The sequence below is a fragment of the Edwardsiella anguillarum ET080813 genome, from assembly GCF_000264765.2.
Taxonomy (GTDB): Bacteria; Pseudomonadota; Gammaproteobacteria; order Enterobacterales; family Enterobacteriaceae; genus Edwardsiella; species Edwardsiella anguillarum.
The window spans coordinates 955,646-974,846 of the sequence record NZ_CP006664.1 but is presented as its reverse complement, the minus strand read 5'-3'; the positions used below and the strand labels follow the sequence as shown (position 1 = coordinate 974,846).

19 protein-coding genes are annotated in these 19,201 nt (G+C 62.7%); all 19 read left to right on the top strand.

All coding sequences use genetic code 11. The features are described from left to right. The first annotated feature begins 57 nt into the window (after nucleotides 1-57). The 19 genes from ETEE_RS04460 to ETEE_RS04370 all read left to right on the top strand — a co-directional run bounded on the left by ETEE_RS04460 (nucleotide 58) and on the right by ETEE_RS04370 (nucleotide 19,200). Nucleotides 58-918, top strand: coding sequence for an enhanced serine sensitivity protein SseB C-terminal domain-containing protein (locus tag ETEE_RS04460; RefSeq protein ID WP_034165395.1), 861 nt, complete (start codon nucleotides 58-60; stop codon nucleotides 916-918). 311 nt (nucleotides 919-1,229) lie between these two features. Then, entirely contained in the window at nucleotides 1,230-1,661 is a 432-nt protein-coding gene (ndk, locus tag ETEE_RS04455) for a nucleoside-diphosphate kinase (RefSeq protein ID WP_034165394.1), read from the top strand. Nucleotides 1,662-1,911: 250 nt separating this feature from the next. After that, nucleotides 1,912-3,084, top strand: a complete 1,173-nt coding sequence (gene rlmN, locus ETEE_RS04450) for a dual-specificity RNA methyltransferase RlmN (protein WP_174434929.1) — start codon at nucleotides 1,912-1,914, stop codon at nucleotides 3,082-3,084. 81 nt (nucleotides 3,085-3,165) lie between these two features. Beyond that, nucleotides 3,166-3,921 (top strand): type IV pilus biogenesis/stability protein PilW, encoded by a 756-nt coding sequence (pilW, locus tag ETEE_RS04445; RefSeq protein ID WP_034165392.1) that lies wholly within the window; start codon nucleotides 3,166-3,168, stop codon nucleotides 3,919-3,921. Further along, nucleotides 3,911-4,957 carry a cytoskeleton protein RodZ gene (rodZ, locus tag ETEE_RS04440; protein ID WP_071881888.1) on the top strand — a complete coding sequence of 349 codons (1,047 nt, stop codon included), beginning with the start codon at nucleotides 3,911-3,913 and terminating at the stop codon, nucleotides 4,955-4,957. Before pilW ends, rodZ begins: the two co-directional genes overlap by 11 nt. 25 nt (nucleotides 4,958-4,982) lie before the next feature. Next, complete coding sequence (ispG, locus tag ETEE_RS04435) at nucleotides 4,983-6,107, top strand: flavodoxin-dependent (E)-4-hydroxy-3-methylbut-2-enyl-diphosphate synthase (protein WP_034165388.1); 1,125 nt, start codon at nucleotides 4,983-4,985, stop codon at nucleotides 6,105-6,107. A 106-nt stretch (nucleotides 6,108-6,213) separates the two neighbouring features. Continuing rightward, complete coding sequence (gene hisS, locus ETEE_RS04430) at nucleotides 6,214-7,488, top strand: histidine--tRNA ligase (RefSeq protein ID WP_034165387.1); 1,275 nt, start codon at nucleotides 6,214-6,216, stop codon at nucleotides 7,486-7,488. 13 nt (nucleotides 7,489-7,501) lie between these two features. Continuing rightward, on the top strand, nucleotides 7,502-8,122 hold the full coding sequence (locus tag ETEE_RS04425) for a YfgM family protein (protein ID WP_034165386.1): 621 nt from the start codon (nucleotides 7,502-7,504) through the stop codon (nucleotides 8,120-8,122). 11 nt (nucleotides 8,123-8,133) lie between these two features. Continuing rightward, complete coding sequence (gene bamB / locus ETEE_RS04420; protein WP_034165385.1) at nucleotides 8,134-9,312, top strand: outer membrane protein assembly factor BamB; 1,179 nt, start codon at nucleotides 8,134-8,136, stop codon at nucleotides 9,310-9,312. A 134-nt stretch (nucleotides 9,313-9,446) separates the two neighbouring features. Then, a complete protein-coding gene (gene der / locus ETEE_RS04415; protein WP_034165384.1) occupies nucleotides 9,447-10,931 on the top strand; it encodes a ribosome biogenesis GTPase Der in 1,485 nt (494 codons plus the stop codon). Between the two features lie 254 nt (nucleotides 10,932-11,185). After that, on the top strand, nucleotides 11,186-12,142 hold the full coding sequence (locus ETEE_RS04410) for an AEC family transporter (RefSeq protein WP_034165383.1): 957 nt from the start codon (nucleotides 11,186-11,188) through the stop codon (nucleotides 12,140-12,142). Between the two features lie 9 nt (nucleotides 12,143-12,151). Continuing rightward, nucleotides 12,152-12,376: a zinc ribbon domain-containing protein gene (locus tag ETEE_RS04405; RefSeq protein ID WP_034165381.1), complete on the top strand. Its 225-nt coding sequence runs from the start codon at nucleotides 12,152-12,154 to the stop codon at nucleotides 12,374-12,376. Nucleotides 12,377-12,827: 451 nt separating this feature from the next. Then, nucleotides 12,828-14,276, top strand: a complete 1,449-nt coding sequence (nrfA, locus tag ETEE_RS04400) for an ammonia-forming nitrite reductase cytochrome c552 subunit (RefSeq protein WP_034165380.1) — start codon at nucleotides 12,828-12,830, stop codon at nucleotides 14,274-14,276. Nucleotides 14,277-14,318: 42 nt separating this feature from the next. Next, a complete protein-coding gene (gene nrfB / locus ETEE_RS04395; protein ID WP_034165379.1) occupies nucleotides 14,319-14,906 on the top strand; it encodes a cytochrome c nitrite reductase pentaheme subunit in 588 nt (195 codons plus the stop codon). Beyond that, on the top strand, nucleotides 14,903-15,574 hold the full coding sequence (locus tag ETEE_RS04390) for a 4Fe-4S dicluster domain-containing protein (RefSeq protein ID WP_034165378.1): 672 nt from the start codon (nucleotides 14,903-14,905) through the stop codon (nucleotides 15,572-15,574). The genes nrfB and ETEE_RS04390 overlap by 4 nt, the downstream gene beginning before the upstream one ends. Beyond that, nucleotides 15,571-16,512, top strand: coding sequence for an NrfD/PsrC family molybdoenzyme membrane anchor subunit (gene nrfD / locus ETEE_RS04385; protein WP_034165377.1), 942 nt, complete (start codon nucleotides 15,571-15,573; stop codon nucleotides 16,510-16,512). Before ETEE_RS04390 ends, nrfD begins: the two co-directional genes overlap by 4 nt. Before the next feature lie 38 nt (nucleotides 16,513-16,550). Then, nucleotides 16,551-18,245 carry a heme lyase NrfEFG subunit NrfE gene (nrfE, locus tag ETEE_RS04380; protein WP_034165375.1) on the top strand — a complete coding sequence of 565 codons (1,695 nt, stop codon included), beginning with the start codon at nucleotides 16,551-16,553 and terminating at the stop codon, nucleotides 18,243-18,245. Continuing rightward, the gene (nrfF, locus tag ETEE_RS04375) at nucleotides 18,242-18,625 is read left to right on the top strand and encodes a heme lyase NrfEFG subunit NrfF (RefSeq protein WP_034165373.1); all 384 of its coding nucleotides are present in this window, start codon (nucleotides 18,242-18,244) and stop codon (nucleotides 18,623-18,625) included. Before nrfE ends, nrfF begins: the two co-directional genes overlap by 4 nt. After that, nucleotides 18,622-19,200 carry a TPR domain-containing protein gene (locus ETEE_RS04370; RefSeq protein ID WP_034165372.1) on the top strand — a complete coding sequence of 193 codons (579 nt, stop codon included), beginning with the start codon at nucleotides 18,622-18,624 and terminating at the stop codon, nucleotides 19,198-19,200. The genes nrfF and ETEE_RS04370 overlap by 4 nt, the downstream gene beginning before the upstream one ends. The last annotated feature ends 1 nt before the right edge of the window (nucleotide 19,201 follow it).

Sequence of the window (19,201 nt, the reverse complement as noted above, 5' to 3'; positions counted from 1 at the left end):
ATGGCTCCGCCGCACGGCGGAGCCTGCATCGGCCAAGGAAATACGGAAACAGGAGAGATGACGGTGAGTACCTGCGATACCCCCCCCGATCACGATGATCGTCAGCATGAGCACGATCACCATCACGATACCCCCGAACAGCGGCTCGAATCCAGCCTGACCCAGGCAGCGGCCGATCCGGCCTATCTGGCGCTGTTTTACCGTGCGCTGCTGTCGTCGACGGTCTATCTTCCGGCTCGGGGTGACGCGATGGCGGAGGCGGACGACGATATGCTGGCGATCGAACACTGGGAAATGGAGGACGGCACGCGGGTGATCCCCTTTTTCTCTACGCCGGCGCGTCTACAACAGGCGCTGACGGACGGCGGTCCCGCGTCTTGGCACGCGCTGCCGGTCCGCGAACTGTTCGCTCTGACTCGCGGCGAGACGCTGTTTTTAAATCCCCGCGCGGAGGCGGGCAAGGCCTTCTACCCGCAGGAGGTGGCGATGCTGCTGGAGAGCGGCGGCATGGCACAGCCGCAGACGTTGTCGATCGACGGCGGCGCCGCGATCCGCGTCGGGCCGCTGGAGCGGACACCGGAGGCCCTGCAGAGCGGGCTGACCGTCCTGTGCGGCCAGCGCAATCTGGTGCGGAGCGCCTGGCTGGCGCATTTTCAGGATCCGCTCTGCGACGCGCAGCCGGTGCTGCTGCTGGCGCTGGAGCTGGAGGGAAACGATGCGGCCGCGCATCAGGCGCTGATCCGCGAGGCGGGCACCCTAGCCAGCGCCCTGCTGGATCAGGATGACGCGATCGACGTCTGCTGCCTTCGCCGTGATGCACAGGATCCGCTGGCCGACTACCTGCGCACCCACGTGACGCCGCTGTATCAGCGGCGCTGGGGCGGCTGGCTGCGCAACGCCATTGCGACGAGACGCTAGTCCGTCAGACCCATCCTCCGCCTACCGCCGGGAGAGCGCCCTGCGGTAGGCATCAAAATATTCATATCTTTTTAACAAATTAACGTCATTACCATAGGCAACCCCGCGGCGCCCTCTTATAATCGAATTCGCCAGTCTGCGCGCCCCGCCGGGCGGGCAACGGGCCGACTGGGCATCATCGGTAGCGATAAGCGTAAGTAAAATCTTCCGCCAGCTCATGGTGTTGGCATGACCGGGTGGCTTTCTTCCGTCGCTGTTGCGCCGTAGAATCCCGCGCGGATGTTGATTAAAGCTGTCTGACAGGGGTAGACATGACCTTAGAACGTACCTTTTCCATCGTAAAACCGAACGCAGTGGCCAAAAATGCCATCGGCGTCATCTACGCACGCTTTGAGTCTGCTGGCCTGAAGATCGTCGCCGCCAAAATGGTGCACCTGACGCGCGAGCAGGCGGAAGGCTTTTACGCCGAGCACCGCGGGCGCCCCTTCTTTGACGGCCTGGTGACCTTCATGACCTCCGGCCCGATCATGGTGCAGGTGCTGGAGGGTAACGATGCGGTGCGCCGTAACCGTGAGATCATGGGAGCCACGAATCCAGAAAACGCGCTGGCCGGTACGCTGCGCGCAGACTATGCCGATAGCCTGACGGAGAACGCGGTGCACGGCTCTGACTCTCCGGCCTCTGCCGAACGCGAAATCGCCTATTTCTTCAGCGCCGGCGACCTCTGCCCGCGCACCCGCTGAGCGCCCCGTCCGCGCGCCAAAATCCCGCCTGGGTGCATTATCGCCATGGCATCGGCGGGCGAGAGTAGGTACAATATGCCGCCCCGCGTTTTCTCCGGGGCGTTATTGTATGCCAGTTTCTGTCCTCTCCGCCCGTCGGGCGGGGGGCAACGAGCCGCAAAGTGTAACAACGAGGCCTGTCCATTTTATGTCCAAGAATCCTTTATCGCATCCGGGCGCTGCGCCCGATGCCACTGCCATCGAGTCTCCCTTGTCTGATATTCATGTAACGCCCGTTTCTGCTGACGCCGCGCCGTGCGCTTCTCAGGCGCCGGAAAAAATTAACCTGCTCGATCTGGATCGCAGGCAAATGCGCGAGTTTTTCATCCAGATGGGCGAAAAGCCGTTCCGCGCCGATCAGATCATGAAATGGATCTACCACTACTGCTGCGATGACTTTGACGCGATGACCGACATCAACAAGGTATTGCGTGCTAAGCTCAAGCAGGTGGCGGAAATCCGTGCGCCGGAGGTGGCGGTTGAGCAGCGCTCCTCTGACGGCACCATCAAGTGGGCGCTGCAGGTGGGCGATCAGCGGGTAGAGACGGTCTATATTCCGGAAGACGATCGGGCCACCCTGTGCGTCTCGTCCCAGGTGGGCTGCGCGTTGGAGTGCAAATTCTGTTCGACGGCCCAGCAGGGCTTTAACCGTAACCTGCGGGTTTCGGAGATCATCGGCCAGGTCTGGCGCGCGGCAAAAATCATCGGCGCGCAGAAGGTGACCGGCAACCGTCCGATCACCAACGTGGTGATGATGGGGATGGGGGAGCCGCTGCTCAACCTGACCAACGTGATCCCGGCGATGGAGATTATGCTGGATGATTTTGGCTTCGGTCTTTCCAAGCGTCGCGTCACCCTGTCCACCTCCGGCGTGGTGCCGGCGCTGGATAAGCTGGGCGATATGATCGACGTGGCGCTGGCGATCTCGCTGCATGCGCCGAACGATGCGATCCGCGATGAGATCGTACCGATCAACCGCAAGTACAATATCGATATGTTCCTGGGATCGGTTCGCCGCTACCTGGAGAAGTCCAACGCCAATCAGGGGCGGGTGACGGTAGAGTATGTGATGCTGGATCATATCAACGACGGTACGGAGCATGCGCACCAGCTGGCGGAGTGCCTGAAGGATACGCCGTGCAAGATCAACCTGATCCCGTGGAACCCTTTCCCGGGAGCGCCTTTTGGTCGCAGCTCCAACAGCCGTATCGATCGTTTCTCCAAGGTGCTGATGGAGTATGGCTTTACCGTTATCGTGCGTAAGACGCGCGGCGACGATATCGATGCCGCCTGCGGTCAGCTGGCGGGTGAGGTGATCGACCGAACCAAACGGACCCTGAAGAAGCAAGCGGCAGGGGAACCTATCAACGTGCGTGAAGTCTGATGTAGAGACGAACGGCCGCCGGCGACGGCGGCGCAGCGCCAGACATCGGCTGACCCGCACACGGACGTAGCGGAGCAAGGGATGAAAACGACGACGGCGACGATGTGCGCAAGCGTAACGCTGCTGCTCTTCGGGTGTGCCGATACCCCGGAGGCACCGAGCGCGGCAGCGGCCGATGCGCTCGCCCTGTCGCCGGAGGCGCGGGCGCAGGCGGCGCTCGATCGCGGCGATGCCGCCCTGGCGCAGCAGGCGTTAGCGCAGCTGCCCGCCGCGGCACCCGGCGACTATCGGCGCCCGCTGCTGACGGCGCGCTATCAGCAGCTGAGCGGTCAGCCGCAGGCGGCCGCGCAAAGTTATCGCCAGGCGCTGGCGCTGGCGCCGGACAACGGCAGCGTCGTGAATAATTACGGTGCGTTTCTCTGCAGTTTAGGGCAGTATGTAGCGGCGCAACAACAGTTTAACGCTGCAGCGCGCCTGCCGGACGACGGCTGGGTCGCCGAGGCTTTTTTTAGCGCGGGGACCTGCTTTTTGCGGGCCGATCGGCCTGATGAAGCCCGCAGGCTATTTGCCCGCGCGTTAAAGGCCGATCCGCAGCAGGGGACGCGTCTGCTGGGCGACGCCGCACGGGCGTTACAACAGGGTGACCGCACGGATGCACGATTGATGTTGGATGTTTACAATCATATTTTACCGGCCAGCGCCGATAGTTTATGGTTACAAATCCGTTTCGCTGCGTTAGATGGGCGCCAGACGAATCTCGAACGTTATGGCAAGCAACTGGCGCGAAATTTTCCACAATCCCAACAGTACCAGCAGTTCCTAGCGAATGAATACTGAAGCCTCCCAAGATCAAGCAGCACCGATGAGCACCGGCGAGCGTCTGCGCCAGGGCCGCGAGCGTTTAGGACTCACCCAGCAGCAGGTGGCCGAACGCCTGTGCCTGAAGCTCTCAACCGTACGCGATATTGAAGAAGACAAGGCCCCGGATGGTCTGGTATCGACCTTTGTCCGCGGCTATATCCGCTCCTACGCCAAGCTGGTGCAGATCCCCGAGCAGGAGATCGCCCCGCTGTTAGCCAAACAAGCCCCTGTTCGGGCGGTAAAAATGGCACCAATGCAGAGCTTTTCGCTGGGCAAAAAGCGTAAGAAGCGCGAAGGCTGGCTGATGACCTTTACCTGGCTGGTGATCTTTGTGGTGATCGGCATTACCGGATCCTGGTGGTGGCAAAACCATAAAGCCCAGCAGCAGGATATCGTGGAAATGGCCGATGAGTCGTCGGCTCAGCTGGCGAAGCAGCAGGATGCTCAGCCGGTCGATCTGTCCGCGGCATCGCCATCCTCTGCGTCGACGACCGCCGGCGATAGCGCCGCGGCGCCGTCCGCTGCGGACGCTAACCATACTGCGCCGGCGACGACGCCTGCCGCATCTGTGGCGGCTCACGCTGCAGCGCCTGAGGCTGCCGCTCCGGCGGCGGTGCAGAATAACGGGCCGACCGCGGCGCAGAACAATGCCGTGGTCGCACCGAGCCAGGCTGACGTAGCGCCGCTTTCCGGCGCGGCCCTGCCGACTGCCGCCGCGAGCGTGGCCCCGGGCAGCGCGGGCGAAGCCTCTGCGAGCCCGTTGGCGATGCATTTCAGCGCCGACTGCTGGCTGGAAGTGCGCGATGCCAGCGGCAAGGTCCTGTTCAGCGGGCTGCAGCGCGCCGGCGGTAAACTCGATTTGGCCGGTAAGGCTCCCTATCGCCTGAAGATCGGGGCGCCGGCGGCGGTGCAGATCCAGTATCTGGGTAAGCCCGTTGATCTGAGTCGTTTTATCAAGTCAAGCCAGGTTGCCCGTTTGACGTTAGACGCGCAGCCTGCGGCGGCTAACTGAGCTACGGCAAGGGCGGAGAGAAGTCATGCATAGTGCATCCCCCATTAAGCGCCGTAAATCGACGCGTATTCATGTCGGCAGCGTGCCGATCGGCGACGGCGCCCCTATCGCCGTCCAGTCCATGACCAACACCCGCACCACCGACGTCGATGCGACGGTGGCGCAGATCCGCGCACTGGAGCGGGTCGGGGTGGATATCGTGCGCGTATCGGTGCCCACCATGGAGGCGGCCGAGGCGTTCCGGCTGATCAAACAGCAGGCGCAGGTGCCGCTGGTGGCCGATATCCACTTTGACTACCGTATTGCGCTGAAGGTTGCGGAGTACGGCGTAGACTGTCTGCGCATCAATCCGGGCAATATCGGCAATGAGAGCCGGATCCGTTCGGTGGTCGACTGCGCGCGCGATCGCGGCATTCCTATCCGCATCGGCGTTAACGCCGGATCGCTGGAGAAGGACATCCAGGAGAAGTACGGTGAGCCGACCCCGCAGGCGCTGCTGGAGTCGGCCATGCGCCATGTCGATATTCTGGATCGCCTCAACTTTGACCAGTTTAAGGTGAGCGTGAAGGCCTCCGATGTATTTCTGGCGGTTGACGCCTACCGCCTGCTGGCGGCGCGTATCGATCAGCCGCTGCATCTGGGGATTACCGAGGCCGGCGGCGCACGCAGCGGCTCGGTGAAGTCCGCCATCGGCCTGGGGATGCTGTTGGCAGAGGGGATCGGCGATACCCTGCGCGTATCGTTGGCCGCCGATCCGGTGGAAGAGGTCAAGGTCGGGTTCGACATCCTTAAGTCGCTGCGCATCCGCTCGCGCGGGATCAACTTTATCGCCTGTCCGACCTGCTCCCGCCAGGAGTTTGATGTGATCGGAACGGTGAATGCGCTGGAGCAGCGCCTGGAAGATATCATCACGCCGATGGATGTATCGATCATCGGCTGCGTGGTCAACGGGCCGGGTGAGGCGCTGGTCTCAACCCTGGGCGTGACCGGCGGACACAATAAGAGCGGCTTCTATGAGGACGGAGTCCGTCAGAAGGAGCGCTTTGATAACGATGCGATCATCGATCTGCTGGAGGCGAAGATCCGCGCCAAGGCCGCCATGCTGGATGAAAAGATGCGCATTGGCGTCACGACGCTGGACGAGCGGTGATGACGGGCGGCGCGTTCTGGCGCCGCCGCTGTTTGCCCGCGTTGAAGAGGGGCCGTGAATCCCTCTATAATCGGGCCAGTTTTTGCAAATTACATAGAGAGTTGACGTGGCTAAGAATATCCAGGCCATTCGTGGCATGAACGACTATTTGCCGGCAGATACGGCGCTGTGGCAGCCGATTGAAGCGGCGCTTAAGCAGGTGCTGGCCAGCTACGGCTACAGCGAAATCCGTTTGCCGATTGTAGAGCAGACCCCGTTATTCAAACGCGCCATCGGTGAAGTGACCGATGTCGTTGAAAAAGAAATGTATACCTTCGAGGATCGCAACGGCGACAGCCTGACCCTGCGTCCGGAAGGCACCGCTGGCTGCGTGCGCGCCGGCATCGAGCATGGTCTGCTGTACAATCAGGAGCAGCGTTTGTGGTACATCGGGCCGATGTTCCGCCACGAACGCCCGCAGAAGGGGCGCTACCGCCAGTTTCATCAGCTGGGGGCGGAGGTGTTCGGCCTGGCCGGTCCCGATATCGACGCGGAAATCATCATGATGACCGCCCGTTGGTGGAAGACGTTGGGGATTGCCGATCACGTCGCGCTGGAGCTGAACTCCATCGGTTCGCTGGAGGCGCGCGCCGCCTACCGCGACGCCCTGGTCACCTACCTGGAACAGTATAAGGATCTGCTGGATGAGGACTGCCAGCGTCGCATGTACAGCAATCCGCTGCGCGTGCTGGACTCGAAGAATCCGCAGGTACAGACGCTGCTGAACGCGGCGCCGCGCCTGTCCGAGTATCTGGACGCCGACTCCCGCGCACACTTCGACGGCCTGTGCCGTCTGCTGGATGACGCCGGGATCGCTTATACGGTCAACGAGCGTCTGGTGCGCGGGCTGGATTACTATAACCGCACCGTGTTTGAGTGGGTGACTACCAGCCTTGGCGCACAGGGCACCGTCTGCGCTGGGGGCCGTTACGATGGTCTGGTGGCGCAGCTGGGCGGTCATGCGACGCCGGCGGTGGGCTTTGCCATGGGGTTGGAGCGTCTGGTACTGCTGGTTCAGGCGGTCAACCCAGGCTTCCTGCCGCAGCGCACGGTCGATGTCTACCTGATCGCCGCCGGCGAGGGCACCCAAAGCGCAGCGATGCGTCTGGCGGAGCAGCTGCGCGACGCCCTGCCGACGCTGCGTCTGATGACCAACTACGGCGGTGGTAACTTTAAGAAGCAGTTTGCCCGTGCCGATAAATGGGGCGCCCGCATTGCGCTGGTGCTGGGCGAGAGCGAAGTACAGAGTGGTCAGGTGAACGTGAAGTGCCTGGCAAGCGGTGAACAGCAGACCGTGGCGCAGGATCAGGCCGCGATGCTGCTGGCGACCCTGTTGGGCTAAGGAGCAGGAAACAGTGGAAGTCTATAGCACAGAGAACGAACAGGTTGATGCCATCCGCCATTTCTTCCAGGAGTATGGCAAGACGCTGGTGGTGGGCGTGGTGATTGGCGTCGGTGCGCTGCTCGGCTGGCGTTACTGGGTTGGTCATCAGCAGGCTAACATGGCGCAGGCTTCCCAGTCCTATCAGCTGGCCAGCGAGGCGCTGAGCGGTGGTAAGCAGGACGGCGTGGCGCTCAGCGCAGCCTTTATCAAAGAGAATGGCAACAATTACGGCGTACTGGCGGCGCTGCAGCTGGCGCAGTATGAGGTAGAGAAGTCTGACTTCGCCAAGGCGCAGGCCCAGCTAGTTTGGGCGGCGGGGCAGGCCAAAGACGAAAATCTGAAGTCCCTGAGCGATCTGCGCCTGGCGCGGGTACAGCTGCAGGAAAATCAGCTGGATGCGGCGCTGAAAACCCTGGATGGCGTCACGGCCAAAGGGTGGCAGCCGCTGGCCCAGGATGTACGCGGCGACGTGCTGCTGAAGAAAGGCGACGCCAAGGGCGCGCGTGAGGCCTATAGCAAAGGGCTGGCGGAGAGCGCCTCCCAGTCGCTGCAGGCGCTGCTGCGGATGAAACTGAATAATTTATCCAGCTAAGGGGATAATCGATGCAATTGCGTAAAACGCTCCTGGTCGGCTTACTGTCAGCAACTATGCTGAGCGGATGCTCCTGGTTCGGCGGCGAGACGGATACGGTCGTCATGGCCCCGTTGCCGCAGGTAGAGAACCAGTTTACGCCGCAGACGGTATGGAGCCGCTCGGTCGGTAACGGTGTCGGTGACTTCTATTCCCACCTGCGTCCGGCGTTTCAGGATAACCATATCTACGCCGCTGATCGTCAGGGGCTGGTGATGGCGATGAACGCCGAAAACGGCGATAAGCTGTGGTCGGTGAACCTTGGCGAGAAAGAGGGCTGGTTCTCCCGTCGCGATGCGCTGCTGTCTGGCGGCCTGACCGTCTCCGGCAACAAGATCTATGTCGGCTCTGAGCACGCGGTCGTCTATGCGCTGAACAGCGATGACGGCAGCGTCGCCTGGAAAACGACGGTAGCCGGCGAGGCGATCTCCCGTCCGGTGGTCAGCGACGGTCTGGTGCTGATCCACACCTCTAACGGGATGCTGCAGGCGCTGGATGAGAGCGATGGTACGATCAAGTGGACCATCAGCCTGGATATTCCGTCGCTGACCCTGCGCGGTGAATCTGCTCCGGCGGTGGCCTATGGCGCCGCTATCGTCGGCGGTGACAATGGCCGCGTCAGCGCGGTGCTGCTGCAGCAGGGGCAGATGATTTGGCAGCAGCGGGTGGCTCAGCCGACCGGTGCGACTGAGATCGATCGCCTGAATGATATCGATATGACGCCGGTGGTGGTGGACGGGGTGGTGTATACCCTGGGCTACAACGGCAGCCTGTCCGCGCTGGATCTGCGTTCTGGCCAGATCGTCTGGAAACGCGATATGGGCGGGGTGAATAATATCATCGTCGACGGCGGGCGTATTTATCTGGTGGATCAGGATGGCCGCGTCGCCGCCATGAGCACCAGCGGCGGCGTCGCGCTGTGGAAAAACAGCGAGCTGCTACACCGCGGCGTAACGGCGCCGGTGCTGTACCGTGGCTATCTGGTGGTCGGTGACGCCGAAGGTTACCTGTACTGGATCAATCCGGACGACGGTCGTCTGGTGGTTGAGCAGAAGCTGAACGGCTCCGGCTTGCTCAGCGCTGGACAGGTGGCGGGCGATAACCTGATTATTCAGGCGCGGGATGGTGAAGTTTACGCCATATCTCGTTGATTTATAACATGATATAGGGCGGCTTTCGCCGCCCGGAACGGCTCCTGATGACCTCAGGGGCCGTTTCGTCTTCTGCATATTTCCCCGTCGCCGACGGCGGCGGGGAATGACATTACGTAATAGAGGCTTCAACAATGATACCTGTCGTCGCGCTAGTCGGGCGCCCGAATGTGGGGAAATCCACCTTATTCAACCGGTTGACGCGCACCCGCGATGCGTTAGTCGCCGACTTCCCCGGATTAACCCGAGATCGCAAGTATGGTCGTGCTGAAGTAAACGGTCACGAGTTTATCATTATCGATACCGGCGGTATCGACGGCACCGAAAACGGGGTCGAGACCCACATGGCGGAGCAGTCGTTGATGGCGATTGAAGAGGCCGATATCGTGCTGTTTCTGGTCGATGCCCGCGATGGCCTGCTGCCGGCGGACGAGGCCATTGCCCGCCACCTGCGCAGCCGCGATAAGGCGACGTTCCTGGTCGCCAACAAAACCGACGGCATTGACGCCGAGGTCGCCGTCGGGGACTTTTATTCCCTGGGGATGGGGGAGGTTCACCCTATCGCGGCCTCCCATGGGCGCGGTGTGACCCAGCTTATCGAAGATGCGCTGGTCCCGTTTATTCCACAGGAAGCGCCGGCGCCGGTGCTGAGCGAGGAAGAGGAGAACGCGGCCTACTGGGCGGAGCTGGAGACGGAAGCCGACGGCGAGGCGCAGGAGGAGGAAGAGGCGTTTGATCCCATCAATCAGCCCATTAAAATTGCGATTGTCGGGCGTCCCAACGTCGGTAAGTCCACGCTGACCAACCGCATCCTGGGCGAAGACCGGGTGGTGGTGTATGACATGCCGGGCACCACGCGCGACAGCATCTATATTCCGATGGAGCGTGACGAGCGCGAATACGTGCTGATCGACACCGCCGGGGTGCGCAAGCGCGGCAAGGTTACGGATACCGTTGAGAAGTTTTCGGTCATCAAGACGCTGCAGGCGATTGAGGATGCCAACGTGGTGCTGCTGGTGATCGATGCCCGCCAGGGGATCTCCGATCAGGATCTCTCTCTGCTCGGCTTTATCCTCAATAGTGGGCGCTCACTGGTGGTGGTGGTCAATAAGTGGGACGGCCTGAGCCTGGAGGTCAAAGAGCAGGTGAAGGATATGCTGGATCTGCGTCTGGGATTCGTTGACTTCGCCCGCATCCACTTCATCTCCGCCCTGCACGGTAGCGGCGTGGGCAACCTGTTCGAATCGATTCAGGAAGCCTACGAAAGCGCTACCCGCCGCGTCAGCACCGCGATGCTGACCCGCATTATGACCATGGCGCAGGATGACCATCAGCCGCCGATGGTGCGCGGGCGCCGGGTGAAGCTGAAGTATGCGCACGCCGGGGGCTATAACCCGCCGATCGTGGTGATCCACGGTAACCAGGTGAAGGATCTGCCGGACTCCTACAAGCGCTACCTGATGAACTACTTCCGCCGCTCTTTGAACGTGATGGGGACGCCGATCCGCATTCAGTTTAAAGAGGGGGATAACCCGTTCGCCAATAAGCGCAACACCTTGACGCCAAACCAGATGCGTAAGCGTAAGCGTTTGTTGAGCCACCTGAAAAAGGCGAAGTAATCGTTAATAGCGGGACACATTGGTGTCCCGTTTTTTTTGCCTCGGCCCTATGTTAGGCTATTTATCGTACCTGTTCTGGGCGTCGTTGGCGGTCATGTTGACCGCGCGTGATACGTTCGGCGGGAGTGGGCCCCAGGCAGTTTCCGCCGGTGAGTAAGTCCTTACGGCGGCCCGGCGCCGCGCGCCGATGCGGTGCCTTCCCGTCAGTGCCTTGCGCCGCCCGCTATTCTTCCCGCCTGTAACAAGGATGCGCTATGTCCTGGGAGACCTGGAGTTTTGCCTTTGGCGTTACCGTTCCTAACCTGCTGATGCTGCTGATCGGCATACTGCTGCGCCGCTGCCAGCTGCTCGACGATCGCTTTTGCGACAGTGCGACCCGGCTGGTGTTTAACCTGTCGCTGCCCTGCCTGCTGTTTTTCAGCATCGCCACCGCACAGGCCTCTCTGCGGCAGAATCTGCCCTTTGTGCTGTATGGTGCCGGGGCGACGTTGCTGAGCTTTCTCCTGCTGGAGTGGGTATCGCGCTGGCTGGTATGCGATCCGCGTGAGCGGGGGATCTTTGTTCAGGGCGGCTTTCGCGCCAATACGGCGATTGTCGGCCTGGCCTACTGCGCCAGCGCCTACGGCAGCGAGGGGGTTGCCATCGGTTCGCTCTACATGGCGGTGACGGTGATCCTGTTCAATGTCCTGTCGGTGATCACCCTGACGCGTTCGCTGTACGGCGACGGCCAGCGTGGGATCGGCTGGCGCACCATGCTGCGTGGGATCGTCAGCAATCCGCTGATCATTGCTATCGTGCTGGGGCTGCTGTGGAGCGCGGCCGGTCTGCCGATGCCGCAGGTGATACACGCGACCGGCAACTTTCTGTCCGCTATGGCCCTGCCCCTGGCGCTGCTGTGCGCCGGCGCCAGCATCGACTGGCGTGCCATGTTCGGCGCCTCGAACGTGGCGGGGTATGCCTCGCTGGCCAAGCTGCTGCTGGTGCCGCTGCTGCTGACCGGCGGCGCCTGGCTCTGCGGTTTCCGCCATGTTACGCTGGGAGTGATCTTTCTGCTGAGCGCCACGCCGACGGCGGCGGCGAGCTACGTGATGACCCGGGCTATGGGCGGCAATGCGACGCTGGCGGCGAATATTATCGCCATTACCACCCTGGGATCGTTTTTTACCACGGCGCTGGGGCTTTACTTCCTGCGCCAGTGGGGCGTTATTTAGGAGAGTGTGATGCAAGCTAGCTGTCCGCAGTGCCAGCATGAGCTACAGTGGCAGCAGGATGGGCGCTTTTTCTGCCCATCCTGCCGTCAGGCCTATCGCCGTGAGGCGCGCTGTCCCCAGTGCCAGCAGCCACTACAGGAGCTGAAGGCGTGCGGCGCCGTTGATTATTTCTGCCCGCATGGGCATGGGCTGATCTCTAAAAAGCAGCTGCACATATGCTATATTCCCTGCTGAATACAGATTTATTTTTAATTATATTTAAATACCCCGATTGGGGTATTTTTTATTTATTGTGATTTTGTTTTATAGATTTTATTCTTTATGTCGTAATTTCCACATAATTCCTCTGTACAAATTCTCGGTTACATTTTCTCCGTGTTTTAAATTACAGAATACACCTTTGCCCTGTGTGGTATTTATCGGTGTTGATCAAAAACAATATTTTTTATCTGGTTTTTGCTATTCATGCTAGGCGTGACAAATAAAAATTAAGCTGCGCACGGAGTGGGGTGTTTTTTATTTTCCGGTGGTCGGGTGATATTTCCCGATAGGCGGTGGTAGGGATTACTTTATCGACTTGGTGAATCTATTTTCACCCTTACGCCCACGGATGTGCGATGTATAACTCATAACCTGCGTGCCATGACTCGTGTGCGACAGGGATATAACTCTGGATGGAATGCTTATGATTAAGGTAAGCAATGCGCTGCAGCGTATTTTGATTGGCGCCGCGTTGGCGCTGTTTGGCGGGGGGGCCCAGGCGGCTGCCGCGGATTCCGCCGCCGCGGCGGAGAAGGCGCCGCCGAAGATCGAGGCGCGCAATGATCGCTTCGCCGCGCCGCACCCTGACCAGTATGCCTCCTGGAAGGCCACCGCCGAGCAGAGTGAACTTAGCGATGCGCTGGCGGAGGATCCGCGTCTGGTGATCCTGTGGGCCGGCTACGCCTTTGCTAAGGACTATAACAAGCCGCGCGGCCACGCCTATGCGTTGACCGACGTGCGCGAGACCCTGCGCACTGGTGCGCCGATGAAGCCGGAGGATGGGCCTCAGCCGATGGCCTGCTGGAGCTGTAAGAGTCCGGACGTGGCGCGGGTGATCGCGGAGCAGGGAGAAGCGGCCTATTTCCACGGCATGTGGGCGCGCGGCGGGCCGGAGATCGTCAACGCCCTGGGCTGTGCCGACTGCCATAATACTGCCTCCGATGACTTTGCCGCCGGCAAACCGGCCCTGCAGCTGTCGCGCCCCTACGCCGCGCGGGCGCTGGAGGCGATTGGCAAACCGTTCGATAAAGCCAACCGCATCGATCAGCAGTCGATGGTATGCGGTCAGTGCCACGTGGAGTACTACTTCTCCGGCAAGGATAAAACCGTCAAATTCCCCTGGGATCAGGGCACCAGCGTCGATGAGATCGAGGCCTATTACGACGGTATTGCCTTTACCGACTGGGTTAACCCGCTCTCCAAGGCGCCGATGCTGAAGGCGCAGCACCCGGATTATGAGACTTGGCGCGCCGGGATCCACGGACAGAACAACATCTCCTGCGTCGATTGCCATATGCCGAAGGTGCAGAACGCCGAAGGCAAGCTGTACACCAGCCATAAGATAGGCAATCCATTCGATAGCTTTGAGCAGACCTGCCGGACCTGTCATACCCAGGATAAAGCGACGCTGCAGCAGACCGTGGCCAAGCGCAAGCAGGATGTCAATGAGATTAAGCTGAAGGTTGAGGATCAGCTAGTACGGGCGCACTTTGAGGCCAAGGCCGCTTGGGCCGCCGGTGCCAGCGAGGCCGAAATGCAGCCGATCCTGACCGACATTCGCCACGCCCAGTGGCGCTGGGACTTCTCTATTGCCTCCCACGGCGTGCATATGCATGCGCCGGACGTCGCGCTACGGATGTTGGGCACCGCGCTGGACAAGGCGGCCAATGCGCGTACGCAGCTGGTGCGGGTGCTGGCTAACCACGGCGTCAACGACGCGGTACCGCTGCCGGATATTTCCACCAAGGCGCTAGCGCAGCAGGCGCTGGGGATGAATATGCAGCAGTTTACGCAGGAAAAGCAGACTTTCCTGAATACGGTTGTTCCTGAGTGGGAAGCCCAGGCGCGCAGCGCCGGGCGCCTGGACCATTAACCCCTGCGCCCCGCGCTGCGGGGCACTGCAGATGGAGTCATCATGAACCTACTGCGTTTGTTATTTACCGCCGGGGCGCTGGTCAGTGGGCTGCTGCTTTCCACTCCGTCACTCTCCACCCCGCCGGCGGCGGGAGAGGGGGCGACGCCAGCGCAGGCAGAGGTCGTCTTACAGCGCGATCCCAACCAGGGGTGCCTGGACTGCCATAAAACACCGCAGGATCGCCTGCACGGGCGTCATAGCCAGGAGAAAAATCCCAATACCGGCTCGGCGATCGCCTGCAGCAACTGTCACGGCAATGTCTCCCTTGAGCGTCACCGCGACGGTGCGCCGGACGTGATGCGCTTCAACCGTGACGGGCACAGCGCCGCACAGCAAAACAGCGTGTGTATGTCCTGCCATCTACCGGAGAAGCTGCAAAAGGCGTTCTGGCCGCACGATGTACATCTGACCACGGTGAACTGCGCCGCCTGTCACAGCCTGCATCCGCAGTCGGATCCGGTCATCCGGCTGAACGAGCGCGAGCGCGTCGCGCTGTGCGTAGACTGTCACCGCCAGCAGCAGGATAACCCGGCGTTCGATCCGGCAGCGGTGACGCTGAAAATGCCGGGTAAGGAGCTGCGGCCATGAGTTGCTCCCGTCGACGTTTCATCGCCGGGCTGGGCGTCATGGCGCTCTCCGGCGGCGCCTTGCCGCGGGTGGTGGCCTCTGCCGTGACGCCGCAGGGCGTCCGGCTGGGCATGGTGTATGATGAAAATCGCTGCATCGGCTGTACCGCTTGCATGGAGGCCTGCCGTGAGGTTAACCGGGTGCCCGCCGGCGTATCACGTCTGGAGATCATCCGCAGCGAACCCATCGGCCAGTTTCCGTCGGTGAAATATCGCTTTTTCCGCCACTCCTGCCAGCACTGTGACGATGCGCCCTGCGTCAATGCCTGCCCGACCGGCGCATCGTTCCGCGACGTCGCCAGCGGCATTGTCGACGTCAATCCCGATCTGTGCGTCGGCTGTCAGTACTGCATCGCCGCCTGCCCCTATCGGGTGCGCTTCATTCACCCGCAGACCCGTACCGCCGATAAGTGCGACTTTTGTCGTAAAACCAACCTGAAGGCGGGTAAGGAGCCCGCTTGTGTGCTGGCCTGTCCGACCCGGGCGCTCACCTTTGGCGATCTTGACGATCCCACCAGCGCGGTGAGCCGCCTGCTGCGCGAACAGCCGAGCTACCGCTACAAGCTGGCGCTGGGCACCCGCCCGAAACTGTATCGCATTCCGTTCCGCTACGGGGAGGTGACCCCATGACATCGCCGTTTCATTTTCCGTCGCTGGTTTGGGATTGGCCCATCGCCATCGATCTGTTTCTGGTCAGCGTCTCTGCAGGTCTGGTCGCGCTGGCGGTCATGGCGCGCGGCTGGCGCGGAGAGCGCGCGGAGGCCAGCGCGGTGATGCGCGCCACGCTGTGGCTGGCGCCGCTGACGGTCATGCTGGGGCTGCTGATGCTGGCGCTGCATTTGGCGCGGCCGTGGATGTTCTGGAAGGTCAGCCTGCACTATAACCTGAGTTCGGTGCTCTCCGTGCGAGTGCTGCTGTTCCAGCTCTACCTGCCGCTGCTGCTGCTGTGGTTGGCGCTGTGGTTTACGCCATCGCTGATCGGGCTGCTGCAGCGGAGGCAGCCGAGCGCCCTGCGCCTGGCGGCGCCGCTGATGCGCCTACAGGGGCTGCGGCGTCCGCTGTCCATCATCCTGCTGATCCTGGCGCTGTTGCTAGGCATCTATAACGGCCTGCTGCTCTCGGCGCTGAAGTCCTACCCGATGCTGAACTCGCCCCTGCTGCCCGCGCTGTTCCTGTGCGCCGCGCTGAGCTGTGGCGTGGCGGTCGCCCTATTGGCCTCGCTGTGGCTGCACGGCGACGATGTGGCGCAGGAGCAGGCGCGTCTGCGCCGCATCGAGGCTCCCCTCGGGGGCGTGCTGCTGGCGCTGCTGCTGCTGTTTGTGCTGGGGCTGGCGCAGGGCGACGCGGCGAAGCAGCGGGCGCTGGCCACGCTGCTGGACGGCGGCTTCTGGAGCTGGTGGCTGTGGTTGGGCGTGGTCGGCATCGGCATTATCCTGCCCCTGCTGCTGCGCCTGGTGACGCGGGGCAGTCTGCGCCTGCGCATCCTTCTGGGGAGTGGGATAACGCTGTGCGGCCTGCTGCTGCTGCATCTGTTTATCCTGTACGCCGGGCAGCTGACGGTGGTCTGAGCCGGAGATGAGGCGAACCTACCCCCTAAGGAGCCGGTGTGCTGTGGTGGCCTGAACTGGGATTTATTGCCCTGCTGCTGGCGCTGTGCGTCAGCCTGCTGACGGCGCTGCTGAGCCTGGCGGGCGGCGCGCCGTGGGCGCAACGCCTACCCGCGCTGTGTCCACGGCGCTGGTCGCTGGCTCAGCTGGCGCTGACGGCGGCGGGATTTGCGCTGCTGCTGCTGGCGCTGCTGGCGGATGATTTCTCCCTGCGCTATGTCGCCCAGCACAGCCATTCCGCGCTGGCGCGCGGGCTAAAGCTGGCCGCCGCCTGGGGCGGCCACGAGGGGTCGCTGCTGCTGTGGCTGCTGTGCCTGGCGGGGTGGAGCGCCCTGTATGCCCAGTGCGCCCGCCGTCAGGCGGCGCAGGCGAACGCCTATACCCTAGGGCTGATGGCGTTGATCGTCGGCGCCTTTCTGCTGTTTATCGTCACCCTCGGCGATCCCTTCGCACGTCAGTTTCCCGCGCCGCCGGAGGGGCGCGATCTAAATCCGATGCTGCAGCACCCTGGGCTGATCTTCCATCCGCCGCTGCTCTATCTCGGCTATGGTGGGCTGGCCCTGTGCGCCGCCCGCCTGTTGGCCGGACTGCTGGCGCGCCAGACGGCGCAGGCGATGGCCGACGGCTGCTGGCGCTGGCTGCTGCCGGCCTGGGGGTGCCTGAGTGCCGGGATCATCTTGGGGTCATGGTGGGCCTACAGCGAACTGGGCTGGGGCGGGTTCTGGTTTTGGGATCCGGTGGAAAACGCCTCGCTGTTGCCCTGGCTGAGCGCGACGGCGCTGCTGCACAGCCTGAGTGTCACTCGGCGCAGCGGCGCGCTGGCGCACTGGTCGCTGCTGCTGGCGCTGACGTCGCTGATCTTTACCCTGATGGGTACGCTGATCGTGCGCTCCGGCGTTTTGCTGTCGGTGCATGCCTTCGCTCTGGACGAGGCGCGGGCGCTGGCGTTGTTGCTGCTGTTCGGTGGCCTTTCCGTCGGTGCCCTGATGCTGTACGCCCTGTATGCGGGGCGGCTGACGCCGGTGACAGCGTCGGTCTCCCTACCGCTGCTGGGGATCCTGTGGCTGTTCAGCGCCGCGGCGCTGATCGTGCTGATCGGAACGCTGTATCCCATGCTGTACGGCCTGCTGGGCTGGGGGCGGATTTCGGTGGGGGCGCCTTACTTTAACGGCGTACTGCTGCCGTTTGCGCTGCTGGCGCTGGCGCTGATGCTGTATGGCGGGCTGCGACGCAGGGTGGGGGCGGGGGGACGCCTGGCTCACCTGGGGGCGTTGCTGTGCGCGCTGGGGATCGGGCTGCACGCCGCCGGACAGCAGGAGCGCAGCGTGGCGCTGGCGCCCGGGCAGTCGGCGCAGCTGGGTGAGTACCGTTTTATCCTGCGGGAGGTGACGCAGTTTGCGCGCGGCAACTATACCGCCGAGCGTGGGGAGATTTGGGTGCAGCGGGCGGGAGAGACGGTGGCGCGCCTGTATCCGGAGCGGCGCCACTATCTGGCCCGCAACCAGCAGATGTTTGAGCCGGGCATCAGCTGGAGCTGGCGCGATGAATGGTACGCCCTGATGGCGGAAAAGCAGGGCGATCGCTATGCCCTGCGCCTGTACCTGCGCCAGGGGATACGCTGGATTTGGTGCGGCGGCGGTCTGATGATCGCCGGGGCGCTGCTGTGCCTGCGGGCGCGACGGAGGGAGCCATGAGGATCATCAGAGGGGGGCTATGGGCGCTGCTGCTGCTGTGCGGGGCCGCGCGGGCGCAGGTGGTGGATGCGTGGGCGTTTCCTTCGCCCCAGGCGCGCGCCCAAGGGCTGGCCATCGCCGCCCAGCTGCGCTGTCCCCAGTGCCAGAATCAGAACCTGCTCGAGTCCAACTCGCCGGTGGCCGTGGCGATGCGCCATGAGGTGTTTCGCCGGGTGGCGCAGGGGCAGGATGAGGCGCAGATCGTCGATTTTATGGCGGCGCGCTACGGCGAGTTTGTGCGCTATCGACCCGCCGTCAATCGCCATACGGCACTGCTGTGGGGACTGCCGCCGCTGCTGCTGTTGATGATCGTCGTCGGGCTGTGGCGGAGGCGGCGATGAGCCTCTGGCGCGCGCTGCTGCTGCCGACGCTGGCGCTGAGCCTGGCACTGGCGGGCTATGGTCTGAGCGGACGGGCGGCATTGGTGCTGCAGGCGCAGCGTCTGCGCGACGATCCGCAGCGACTGTTTACCCCCCAGCAGCAGGCGGATCGTATGCTGGCGCAGCGCTGGGAGGCGGTGCGGGCGACACCCGAAAGCGGTGAGGCCTGGGCGGCGCTGGGGCAGCACTATCTGTGGCTGGGACAGAGTCGCGACGCTCTGCGCGCCTACGATCGGGCCATCGCGCTGCGCGCCGATAGCGCTGAGCTGTGGGCGGCGCGGGCCGCGGCGGGCTACTACGATGCCGGGCAGCAGATGACGCCGCAGGTGCAGGAGGATATCAGCATGGCGCTGCGTCTCGATCCCGGGGAGGTTTCCGCGCTGATGCTGCTGGCGGCGGATGCCTTTATGCTGGCGGACTACCCGCGGGCGATCGGGCTATGGCAGCGCCTGCTGGACGACGGATCTGCGCGGATCAACCGGCGTCAACTGATCGAGGCTATCGCCACCGCCCGCATGATGCAGCGGCAGGGATAGC